Source organism: Limnofasciculus baicalensis BBK-W-15 (assembly GCF_024178385.1).
Classification (GTDB): domain Bacteria; phylum Cyanobacteriota; class Cyanobacteriia; order Cyanobacteriales; family Coleofasciculaceae; genus Limnofasciculus; species Limnofasciculus baicalensis.
On record NZ_JAMZMM010000176.1, the window covers coordinates 1 to 12,537 of the forward strand.

The following is a 12,537-nucleotide window of genomic DNA, read 5'->3' on the forward strand; positions in this document are numbered from 1 at the left end:
GGATGACGCTTAATGAAACCCAACCCCAAGCTGTTGGAGGTAGTTGGGTTACCCACGCGGAAGCAAGCTACATTACCTCAACCCAACCTACTTACTCCCCACTCCAAAAAACCCACTCCCCACTCCCCACTCCCCATTACATCGTTAAAGATTGGGGATTAGTTTCAATCAACTTCGCCAAATCTTTTAGGAATCCTGCCGCATCTGCACCGTAAATAATCCGGTGATCGCAGGTAATAGTCACCTTCATTTGACGGCGTACTCCCATCATGCCATTATCCGTAGCGATGACTTGGGGACGAGATGCACCAATTGCTAAAATAGATCCTTGTCCGGGTGGTAAAATTGCATCAAAGCTGTCAACACCAAACATCCCTAAATTCGATAGGGTGAAAGTGCCGCTATTATATTCTTGTGGTTGCAATTGCTTGACTCTGGATCTTTCTACCAAATCTTTCCAGGTGCGAGATAAGGAATAAATATCCATTTCATCTGCATTTTGTAAGACGGGTGTAATCAAACCACCATCATCCATTGCTACGGCTACAGCAATATTAATGGCACTATGATATTGAATACCTTGGTCGGTATAACTACCATTCACTACCGGATGTTTTTTCAAGGTAACAGCAACAGCTTTAGCTAATAGCGCTGTCATGGTTACACCTTTGGATTTGAGTTGTTTGGATAACTTATCCAATTCATCTGTGGTAATAGTGTAAGCAACTCGGAAAACAGGTACTTGGAGACTAGCCATCATATTTCGGTTCACGGCATTTTGCAGCGTATTGAACGGTGCAATTTGACCGAGGGGTACGGTGGCGGCAACGGGTGGGGCAGGAGGTTTGGCTGCGGGAGTAGCAGGAGGAGCCATGACAGGTGCGATGGTTGGCGCTACTGTTGCAGCGACTGAAGTACTGACTTTTCCGGCAGCAGCTTCCACATCTTCAGCTACAATCCGCCCGTGGGGACCGCTCCCTCTCAAAATTGTCAAATCCACCTTCAACTCCTTCGCTAACTTCCGAGCGCGAGGAGAGGCAATAGAGCGTCCATTCCGTTGGCTGGGGGTTTCTGGGGGTGCGGCGATGGCGGCTGCTACGGCTACGGGTGCAGGTGCAGTGGGTGCGGTGGCTGTTGGGGATACTGGCGTGGCTTGGGCGGCTTGTTGCTTGACTGATTCAATATCGGCTTCTGTTTCTGCCAAAAGCGCGATCGCAGCGCCCACAGGAGCCGATTCACCTGCGGGTACGGTAATGACTGCCAGATAGCCTTCGTAGAAGGATTCCACATCCATATCCGCTTTATCTGACTCCACTACCACCACCGTTTCACCTTTCTCTACTTTGTCACCGGGGGATTTCACCCAGGAAACTATCTTCCCTTCTGTCATGGTGGAACTGAGGGCGGGCATGAAAACTTCGTGGATCATGAGGTGGTCTTCCGAATTACTGATGGTAAAATAGCAATGGTGCCAGATCCCATTTTAGCTTAACAACTCACCCTGCCTTAAATAGATTGATCCCTGCCCTAAAAGGAGAGGGGAGTAAGATTTTGGGAGTAAGATTTATTGCTCCCCCTTCCCTACTAGGGAAGGGGGTTGGGGGGTTGGGTTTTTGTAATTCCTACAAACGATCAAAGATCGCCGCGAATTTCTTCAACAACGCCATCCCGCAAGAGAATTTCTATCTGCATTTTCTGGACCAAGTTATCCCCTGGTGAGACGCGGAAAAAGCTCTCCAATTGACCCTGATTTACTTCTTGCTCGAGTTCCATCATCTGGACTTGTTGTAGTTGCTGAAGCTGTTGATTTTTCTGTTCTAACAGTTCGCTTTTCTTTTGGTTGACTTGCAATTGAATGTTTTCAATTTGTTGAGCAGTCTGAGGACCAGCAGGTTTGATACTTTGCTTTTGAATTTCTGCGATCGCTCTTTGTCCTTGCAAGTCTACCTGTTGTAGCTGACCATCAATTTGGTTAATTTGCCCCTGAAGTTGTTGTTGCACTTCTTCCTTCCAGCGGGAAGTAACAATGGCTTTAACATTAACTGGTCGCTTTAAGAGCAGAGATTGAGATTCGTCTACAGTCATATCAGTTTATCATTGAAGATGTAATGGTCTGATGGTTGTTCCTATTTCTAGGAAAACCCAAGGTTTGAGAGCGAAGGTTAAGAGCAAGGGGCTACTTGCCTTCCGACTCTCTAATTTAACTTAAATTAGGCGAACATCTCGTTAATGATATCGCGATAGTGTTCAGTGACAACGGGTCGCCGGATTTTCATCGTCTGAGTCATCATGCCATTTTCTATGGAAAATGGCTCTAAAATCAGCCTAAAAGTACCGATATTGTCGTCAGGGCGATAGCCAGCGCGATTTTTGACTTCTCGGTTCACTTCTTGGCGAAACAAGTTGTAGACTTCTTTACTATCTAAGCTAATCCCTCTCCGGAATCCTTCTGAATCCTGGCTTTCTGCTCCTGTCTCTCCTGCCTCTGGCAAAGCTAAGGTGTCATTCTGGGATATCGCCCACTGTTTGAGAGCGTCGAGGTTGGGGACGATTAATGCACCGATACAACGCTCATCTTGACCTACTAGCATAATCTGGTCGATATAAGGACTACGCAAACAGGCATCTTCTATGGGTTGGGGTTCGATATTTTCGCCATTGGTGAGTACGATTGTATCTTTTGCCCGTCCTGTTAAAATTAAATCATTCTGGGGTGTCAACCAACCCAAATCTCCGGTATCAAACCAACCTTCTGAATCGATTGCTTTGGCTGTGGCTTCTGGGTTTTGATAATAACCTTGCATAATTTGGGGACCCCTTACGATTACTAAACCTCTCTCTCCTGTGGGTAAAGGTTGGCGGGTTTCGAGATCGACAATTTGTACTTCAGTTTCTGGCATTGGTTGTCCGGCGGAACGGCGTAGGTTACGATTTGAACGACGGATATTAGTAACAGGAGATGTTTCTGTAAGTCCGTAACCGACGAGGATTTGCAAGCCGACAATTTCAAAGAAGTTCTCTAGGTGCATTGCCAGGGAACCACCGCCACTAACAATAGTTTTGAGTTTGCCTCCTGTGGCTTCTCGCACTTTTTGATAGACGATTTTATCGGCTATTTTATGGAGCGGAAAAAGGAGAGCAGATTGAATAGTAGCGCTGATTTTTTCTAGAGTTGATGGGTTTAATTGATTGATGCTCAATCCTTGGGTAATTCGCTTGGCTTCGATGTAGTGCTGACTAATGCCGAGGAGATTATTTACTAGTTTTTGCTTGTTAGGTGGTTGTTCGCGAAACTGTTTTTGTACGCCTTCATAGATGGATTCCCACAGTCTTGGTACTCCTACCATGTGGATGGGTTTATATGTTTTTAGGTCAGCTTTTACATGGCGAATATTAGTGTAAACTTGGCTACAACCTTGGGAGAGGAGGTAGTATTCTACAGTCCGTTCGTAGACATGCCAAGTGGGTAAAATACTGAGGATGCGATCGCCTTTTTCTGGTTGGAGGACTACATGGAAGTTGGTGATTTGATGGAGGAAGTTCCCATGACTCAGCATAACTCCTTTGGGTTTTCCGGTAGTACCAGAGGTGTACATTAATGTGGCTAATGTTTCTTTTTGGGAAGCAATAGGTTTGAGACTATTGTTTACTCCAAGTTCCCTCAGTTGGGAGTAGTTAATTACTTTTAATGTTTCTGTTGCGGGTGGCGGTTCGTCGGAGATTAAAATGATAAACTGAATGGGCAAATCATTGAGTCCATCTCTCAGTTTTTTTAATGTTTTGATATCTTGTACCACTAATGCAGTACTGCCGCTGTGTGACAGAATATAAAGTAGTTCTTCTTTTTCCGCTTGGGAACTACGAACTACATTTGCAGCGCCAGCAGTCATAATCCCTTGATCCGCAATCAGCCAACGGGGACTATTATCAGAAATTAAGGCAACCCGAGGGGGAATTCCAGAGGATGGTACGGTAGATATTCCTTCACCTAAAAGTGCTTGTAACCCAGATGCAAATAGTTTAATTTCTTCATACAACTGGGTGTATGTTATCGATACTTCTGGTTTGGCATGAGGATCTTTTAAGGCAACAATATTACCAAATTCTTTGGCAGCAATTGACCAAATTTCCGGTAAGGATTGAATTGAGGAGTAATCGATGAGGTTGTTTTTCAAGTTGTGATTTGGTGCGAGCATAGGGATGAAACTAAAATCAGTAGTTCAGAATTAACAATTCCCCGGATTAATTAAGGGGAAAAGGCTTGTATTTCACTATACTCTCAAACTGAAGCACAATCAAAGGACTGGAGTGGACACAATTTATTCTGGAATAACCTGTCACACATTTAATTTCCATAGCCCTAGACTAGATCCCGTAAGCCTAAACGCCCAAAAAGGTATCACCACGCTCAAAAAGCCAACGTGGTGAGGAAAGGGAACCTGAGATTTAAGGCTATTAAGGCTGTCAGGTTTTAAAAATCTCTGTGTATGGGAGACTGGGGAGTGTCAATTAGGAATAATATAAACCCAATCCTGATAATTTGGATCGCGATTTTCCGTAATTGCGATCAATTTATCTCTGAGTTTTTCCGTAATGGGTTTAGATTCAGGTAGTTGGTAATTTTCGATTCGTTTGACTGGAGTAATCTTAGCCGCAGTGCCACTAAGAAACACTTCATCAGCAATAAATAGTTCTGATTTGTCCACGGATCTTTCAATGGTGGGAATACCCAAATCTTTAGCCAGAGTGAGAATACTATCTCTAGTAATTCCTTCTAACACATCTTGATCGAACCCGGGAGTAATTAGTTGTCCATTCCTGACTAGAAATACATTCATCCCGGATGCTTCGCAGATTTTTCCTTGGGAATTCATTAAAAGTGCCTCGTCGAAGCCAGATTCCACTGCTTCAGTTTTCGCTAAGGATGACGTAATATAAGCGCCACTAATTTTACCTCTTAAGGGTAAACTGCGGTCTTCTTGGCGATACCAAGAACTAATCCTACAGGTAACACCATCTGGAGATAAATAGTCTCCTAATTCTAATCCATAAACAAAAAATTCTTTTTCGATATTGTGAAGTCTGGGAGCGAGTCCTAAGTCTGAGGTGTAAACAAAAGGTCGAATGTAAAAAGATTTATCTATATTATTCTTTTTGACAAATTCAACAATAATATTTTTGATTTTATCAGCGGGTAAATCGTAATGTAAGAACTTAGCGCTGTTGCTTAATCGCTGACAATGATTATCTAATCTAAACAACAATACTTGCTGGGGATTTTGCGGATCGATAATACCACGCAATCCACCAAAAGCACCTGTACCGTAATGCAAAGCATGGGTAGCAATGGAAATTTTGGCATCCTCAAAGGGGATAAACTGATTGCGGAAGTAAACGATTGGTAAAAAATTATTCATGGGAAGAGGTTAGAGTTTATGGGTTAGAGGTATTGGTTGTTTACGCCTTATTCTCTAGAATTAAGGCTCAGGGATTCTGGATTCTTAATCAAAGAGGTTCATGTCAGAACAACTAGAGGCAGCAGAAAAGGCGTTATTCCCCATATTTTACGGAATTGACACCCTAGTCAAGCAAAATCTCCAAAAAGTTTTGGATTCCTTTCTCCGTCATCGGGTGGGTACTCATCATTTTGCTAGTGTAAGCGGTTATGGCCATGACGATCTAGGTCGTCAAACGTTAGATCGGGTTTTTGCCGATGTGATGGGTGCGGAGGCAGCGGCGGTGCGGGTACAGTTTGTTTCTGGCACTCATGCGATCGCATGTTGTTTGTTTGGGGTTCTCCGTCCCGGTGATACAATGCTAGCAGTTGCGGGTGCGCCTTATGACACTCTCGAAGAAGTAATCGGTTTGCGGGGTAAGGGTCAAGGTTCTTTAAGGGAGTTTGGGATTAATTACCGTCAGTTAGATTTAACTTCACCAGGAGAAATTGATTGGTTAGGATTGAAAGAATCTATCAATAATAGTACTAAATTAGTCTTGATTCAGCGTTCCTGTGGTTATTCCTGGCGTGCCAGTCTTTCTATTGCTGATATTGCCAAAATCGTTAGTATTGTCAAACAACAGAATCCTGATACTATTTGTTTTGTCGATAACTGTTATGGCGAATTTATAGAAACATTGGAGCCTACTGCTGTTGGTGCAGATTTAATGGCAGGTTCTCTAATTAAAAATCCTGGCGGTACTATTGTCACAGCAGGTGGTTATGTTGCTGGCAAGGCAGATTTAGTCGAAGCGGCAACCTGTCGCCTGACTGCACCAGGAATTGGCTCTTCTGGTGGTGCGACATTTGACCAAAATAGATTACTATTTCAAGGGTTATTCCTAGGGGCGCAAATGGTGGGAGAAGCGATGAAAGGGAATCACTTAACTTCCTATATTTTCGATCAATTAGGTTATCCAGTTAATCCGAAACCCTTTGCACCTCGCCGCGATGTAATTCAAGCGGTTAAATTAGGTTCGCCAGACAAATTAATTGCCTTTTGTCGAGCAATTCAGCAACATTCTCCCATTGGTTCCTATTTAGATCCAGTACCAGGTGAAATGCCGGGATATGAAAGTGAATTAGTCATGGCGGGTGGGACATTTATTGATGGGAGTACTTCAGAATTTTCCGCAGACGGACCATTACGAGAACCTTATATTGTATTCTGTCAGGGAGGGACTCATTGGACTCATATTGCGATCGCACTTGAGGCTGCGATTGAAGCTGTAGGTATAGCTTAAGCTGTTACGCACTTAATTTAGATACCTCCACACCCCACACCAGAAAACCCACACCCCTTTCAAAAATGTAAATATCCAATTTAGATGCACAGGAGCTTATCTGATACACAATAGGAGAAGATCTCCTGCCATCGGAGGCACAGCGAATGCCAAGCAACCCATTCCCCACTCGACGAATAAGGCAGATAACTCTTCCCTTTCGTCAACAAAGGAAACTAATCCTAGCGATTCCTGTAACTTGTTTGGTGACATCATTAGCCACATTTGCTTGGCTGCAATGGAATACAATCAAAGCGGAAAACTTAGTACAACATACTCACGAAATCCACCTGGAATCGCAACGATTGCTGACGGCTTTGTTGGAGGCGGAAACGGGAGTTAGGGGATACGATATTACTCATAGTAAAGAATTTATCGAACCATTAGAATCTGCGATCGCGACAATTCCCAAATGTCTAGCCAAACTAGAGGAGTTAGTTGATGATAATCCCGCACAATCTCAACGACTTAAAGCGATTCAAGAGTTAGCCAACACTAGAGTCAATCTGTTGCGGCAAAATCTTCGGCTTTTAAATAGCAAATCACCGAAATCTTTTGAGTCATCTCAATTAGCGTCCATTATGCTTACTAGCAAGGCAACGATGGACGGATTGCGAGGAGAAATCAATCAGTTTATCGCGGAAGCGGAACGGATTAAGCTCGAGAGCGATGAACTATTAAAAAAGCAGCAAATTTCAACTTGGCTGGTTGTGATTTTGTCAGCGGCAATCGGTACGATTAGTTCGCTATTAGCAGGTTACTTATTGAATCGATTGGAGCGAAGATTAATTGAGAGCAATCGCAATTGGCGGGAAACAGAAACTCTCTATAGAGCTGTAGTTGAGAACTTTCCCAATGGTGGAGTTTTCCTATTTGATTCTGACTTACGCTATTTGTTAGCAGATGGTACTGGATTAGAAATTGTTGGTTTAACTAAAGAGGAATTAGAAGGGAAAACTATTTGGGAACTATTCCCAGAAGAAATATATTCGGTACTAGAACCTATTTATCGGGAAGCTTTAGCGGGAGGAACGATAACTTTTGAAATCCCTTACGCCGACCGATTTTACCTTGCTCATGTCCTGCCAATTCTCAACGAGTATGGTAAAGTTTTAGCAGGAATGTTAGTCGCTCAAGATATTAGCGATCGCAAAATATCAGAGCAACACCTCTGTAAGGCAAATCGAGCGCTCAAAACTATCAGTGAATGTAATCAAGCTGTAGTCCGTGCCACGGATGAAGTCACCCTATTACAAGATATTTGCCGCATCGTTATTGAATGTGGTGGTTATCGTTGCGTGTGGATTTGTTTTGCCGAACAAGATGAAGCTAAAACTGTCCGTTCCGTAGCTCAATCTGGATATGAAAAAGGGTATATTGAATCCTTACAAATTACTTGGTCTGACACAGAAGAAGGTAGAGGACCTGTAGGTACGACTATTCGTACTGCTAAAACTCATATTATCCAAAATGTTTTAACCGATCCTAGTTATTTCCCCTGGCGTGAATCAGCCATTAAACAAGATTACGCGGCTACAATTTCTTTGCCATTAATTAATGCTGAATTATCTGATGAAAATTATTGTTTCGGAGCTTTAAATATTTATGGAGAGGAACCCAATGCTTTTGATGAGGATGAAGTAAAATTACTGACTGAATTAGCAAACGATCTTGCCTATGGAATTATCACATTGCGTACCAGAATTGAACATCAAGAAGCAGAGGAGGCATTACGTTTAAGTGAGGAAAGGTGGCAGCTAGCACTACGGGGTAATAATGATGGCATTTGGGATTGGAATGTCAGAAGTAATGAAGTTTTCTTTTCCGCTCGTTGGAAAGAAATGCTAGGCTTTGAAGACGACGAAATTCTCAATCATTTAGATGAATGGGCGAAACGAGTTCATCCCGACGATTTAGGTTGGGTGATGGAAGCGATTAAAGACCATTTTGTGGGGAAAACTCCCTTTTATATTACAGAACATCGCCTCCATTGCAAAGATGGCTTTTACAAATGGATTCTAGCTCGTGGACAGGCGCTTTGGGATGATGCAGGAAATGTGATGCGGATGGTGGGATCTCATACAGATATTACTGAAAAGAGAGAAGCTGAGGAAGCACTGCGAGATAGCGAAGCTAAATTCCGTGCCTTTTTAGAATCTGCTTCTGAAGCGATTATTGTTACAAACCCCAAGGGAGAAATTGTAGTTTTTAATGCTAAAGCTGAAGAATTATTCGGATATAATCGCACTGAAGTATTAGGGCAAACGGTTGAGGTTTTGATCCCCGAACGATATCGCCACCACCATACTAATCACCGTGCTGGCTATCAAACTCACCCTAGCAAGCGTCAGATGAGCAAAACCAAAAACTTATTCGCTCGACGGAAAGATGGGAGTGAGTTTCCAATTGAGGCGGGACTAAGTTCCATTCAAACTAAAGATAGTCAATTTGTCATGACATTTTTGCTCGATATTACTGAGCGTAGACAAACGGAAGAAGAGATTAAAAGACTCAATGAAAGTCTGGAACGTCGTGCTGTTGAAAGTGAAACCCGATACCAACAAATAGTGGAACTTGCTGAAGAAGGTATTTGGGTAATTGATGCTCAATCTCGCACAACTTATGTCAATCATGCGATGACGCGGATACTCGGTTACACTGAATCAGAAATCTTGGGACATCCGATTTCTGAATTTATGGATGAAGGGAAGGAAATACAATTTAACTCGGATGTTGATCCTGGCAATTTAAGTTGGGTTGAGAAAAAAGAACTTAAATTAAAAACTAAAAATGGCACGCCTATTTGGACTTATATGTCTACAAGTCCAGTGTTAGATGAGAATGGACATCTTTTATGGTCTTGTTCATTAGTTTATGATATTACCAAGCGTAAGCAAGCTGAAGAACAATTGCGCCAAAGTAGCGAACGAATTAGTCTAGCTAATGCTGAGTTAGCCAGGGCAACTCGTCTGAAAGATGAGTTTCTCACGAGTATGAGTCACGAATTAAGAACCCCTCTCAATGCCATTCTTGGTTTGGCTGAAGCTTTACAAGAAGAGGTATATGGTGAGTTGACTCAAAAGCAACGGAAGTCAATGATTACCATTGAAAATAGTGGTAAGCACTTGCTGGCTCTAATTAATGATATTCTCGATTTATCCAAAATCGAATCTGGTAAAATGGAGCTGCAAATTGCCTCAGTTTATCCTGAAAGTCTCTGTGAATCCAGCTTAACATTTGTCAAACAGCAAGCCCATAATAAAAAGATTCACCTCAGCTCCAAAATTGAAAAAAACATCGGTAATATTGCTGTAGATGAGCGTCGCATCCGGCAAGTTTTAATCAATCTTTTAAGTAACGCAGTGAAGTTTACCCCAGAAGGTGGTAAGGTTGATCTTGAAGTTAAAAGTAACTCAGATGAAGAAATTTTACAATTTAGTGTCACGGATACGGGAATCGGTATTGCAGCAGAAAATATTGCTCGCCTATTTAAACCTTTTGTACAATTAGATAGTAGTCTCTCCCGTCGTTATGCAGGTACGGGTTTGGGTTTAGCTCTCGTGCGGCGGATTGTCGAGTTACATGGTGGTAGTGTTTCTCTCTTCAGTGAGATTGGCAAAGGGAGTCGATTTACTATTACTCTTCCTTGGACTAAAACTGATACAATAAAGCAAAATGTCAGAGAAAGAGAACAAAATCTATGGGAATTACCAAACATTCACCAAGCATTAATTGTTGAAGACTCAGAAATTACCGCGAAACAGGTGGCTCGATACTTGGGTGAAATCGGTACAGCGACAACAATTCATCCCTTGGGTGAAGGTTCAGTTGATGCCGCGCTACAATTTAAACCAGATGTGATTATCCTAGATCTTTTACTACCCAATATCTCTGGATTAGAAGTTCTATCTCAACTAAAAGCCAATCCCGCGACTCAACAAATCCCCGTGCTGGTTATTTCAGTCGTAGATGAGCGCGAGCGAGCCTTATCACTGGGAGCTTCTCAGTACCTACTCAAACCCCTTTCTCGTCAGGAATTTCAGTTAGCATTAAGTCATATTTTCTCTCAATCACCCCAACTTTCAGCTCACACAGCGTTAGTTGTCACATCCCCAACAGAACAAAAATCGCCCCTAATTTTATTAGCAGAAGATAATGAATCAAATATTTCTACCATGATGGATTACTTGCAGATTCACGGATATCGGGTAAACTTGGCAAGAAATGGGTTGGAAGCAGTTGAAATGGCAAAGGAGCAAAAGCCAGATCTGATTTTAATGGATATTCAAATGCCAGAGATGGATGGGTTAGAAGCGACTCGCTGGATTAGAAAAGAACCGGATCTCGTGCAGATTCCAATTATTGCTCTCACAGCACTAGCAATGCCTGGAGATAGAGAAAAATGTGTTATTGCAGGTGCAAACGAGTATCTAACAAAACCAGTTGGTTTGAAAATGCTTATGAAGATCATTACTCAATATATTCATTAATTTGGTTATTGGTTATTAGTTATTTGGTCTTTGTCGGGGAAATGGATAATTAGTTATTATCCGTCGTCGTGAATCTATCACTTTAAAAAACCAATAACAAATAACAAATAACCAACAACCAACAACCAACAACTAATCACCATGAATAAACAAAACTCTGTCTTGATTGTTGATGATGAGCCACATGGATTTGATGTGATTGAAGCACATCTCTATCGAGAGGCTTATAACTTAAGCTATGTCTCCAGTGGTGTTGAAGCATTAAACTCTTTGGATTCCATCCAACCTGATGTCATTTTACTGGATGTGATGATGCCAGATATGGATGGATTGGAAGTTTGCCAAAAGATTAAATCCGATCCCCAGTGGAAACATATTCCCATTATTATGATTACAGCACTCAACTCAAAAGAAGATTTAGCTAGGGCAGTTGAAGCTGGTGCTGATGATTTTTTAGCTAAACCTGTGAGTGGTATTGAATTGAGAGCAAGAGTTCACTCAATGTTACGGATTAAGCAGCAATATGATGCTTTAGAAGCAACGCTGCACCTGCGAGAAGATATGTCTCGGATGATTGTGCATGACTTGAGAAATCCACTCACAAATATTTTGCTCTGTAGCGAGTTATTATTAGATAGTGAGTCGGATGAAAGAAATCTGGAAAGATTGCAAATTATTTTCGATTCTGGACGAGATCTTAGTTCGATGATTGACAACTTATTGCTCCTGGCAAAGATGGAATCAGGAAAGATGATATTGAATCGGCTTCCTGTGGATCTCAATAAATTAGCATCAATGGTTTGCCCAAGGTTTCAAGGCATTGCCACTTATCAAAAAATTCATCTGGTTAAAGAGCTAGCTAATCCCAATCCATTGGTTTTAGTTGATAGCAATTTATTTCATCGGGTAATCGAAAATTTACTCTCGAATGCGATTAAGTTTTCGCCACCTGAAAGTGATGTAATCTTGCATGTTGAATATCCTAGTGATTCAATAGATGAAGGTAAAAATGGCAATGAAAAAATGTTATTAACTTTACCGGAAAAAGAGTCAGTTTCACAAGCAATTATTAAAGTGATAGACTCTGGCCCAGGAATTAGTGAAGATAAGCGCCAACGGATATTTAATAAATATGAAATAGGAGATATAGTGAGTGGAGTATCTCAAATTGGATTAGGACTGGCGTTTTGTAAAATGGTTGTTGAAGCTCATAATGGTCGGATATTTGTAGAAGATAATCAGCCTAAAGGATCGATCTTTACTGTGG

Annotated in this window: 7 protein-coding genes; 3 read left to right on the forward strand and 4 right to left on the reverse strand. The window is 41.9% G+C overall.

Annotated features, from left to right (window positions below):
• Positions 1 to 136: 136 nt before the first annotated feature.
• The 4 genes from NJ959_RS17115 to NJ959_RS17130 form a co-directional block, all read right to left on the reverse strand.
• On the reverse strand, positions 137 to 1,429 hold the full coding sequence (locus NJ959_RS17115) for a dihydrolipoamide acetyltransferase family protein (RefSeq protein WP_254012951.1): 1,293 nt from the start codon (positions 1,427 to 1,429) through the stop codon (positions 137 to 139).
• Positions 1,430 to 1,632: 203 nt separating this feature from the next.
• On the reverse strand, positions 1,633 to 2,085 hold the full coding sequence (locus tag NJ959_RS17120) for a YlqD family protein (protein WP_254012952.1): 453 nt from the start codon (positions 2,083 to 2,085) through the stop codon (positions 1,633 to 1,635).
• A gap of 125 nt (positions 2,086 to 2,210) precedes the next feature.
• On the reverse strand, positions 2,211 to 4,196 hold the full coding sequence (locus tag NJ959_RS17125; protein WP_254012953.1) for an AMP-dependent synthetase/ligase: 1,986 nt from the start codon (positions 4,194 to 4,196) through the stop codon (positions 2,211 to 2,213).
• A 309-nt stretch (positions 4,197 to 4,505) separates the two neighbouring features.
• Positions 4,506 to 5,417 carry a branched-chain amino acid transaminase gene (locus NJ959_RS17130; protein ID WP_254012954.1) on the reverse strand — a complete coding sequence of 304 codons (912 nt, stop codon included), beginning with the start codon at positions 5,415 to 5,417 and terminating at the stop codon, positions 4,506 to 4,508.
• A gap of 100 nt (positions 5,418 to 5,517) precedes the next feature.
• On the opposite strand from NJ959_RS17130, the gene NJ959_RS17135 reads away from it, so the two are divergent.
• The 3 genes from NJ959_RS17135 to NJ959_RS17145 all read left to right on the forward strand — a co-directional run.
• The gene (locus tag NJ959_RS17135) at positions 5,518 to 6,741 is read left to right on the forward strand and encodes a methionine gamma-lyase family protein (protein ID WP_254012955.1); all 1,224 of its coding nucleotides are present in this window, start codon (positions 5,518 to 5,520) and stop codon (positions 6,739 to 6,741) included.
• A 146-nt stretch (positions 6,742 to 6,887) separates the two neighbouring features.
• Positions 6,888 to 11,270: a PAS domain S-box protein gene (locus NJ959_RS17140; RefSeq protein ID WP_254012956.1), complete on the forward strand. Its 4,383-nt coding sequence runs from the start codon at positions 6,888 to 6,890 to the stop codon at positions 11,268 to 11,270.
• Positions 11,271 to 11,411: 141 nt separating this feature from the next.
• The coding region (locus tag NJ959_RS17145) for a hybrid sensor histidine kinase/response regulator (RefSeq protein WP_254012957.1) at positions 11,412 to 12,537 on the forward strand (1,126 nt) is incomplete at its 3' end.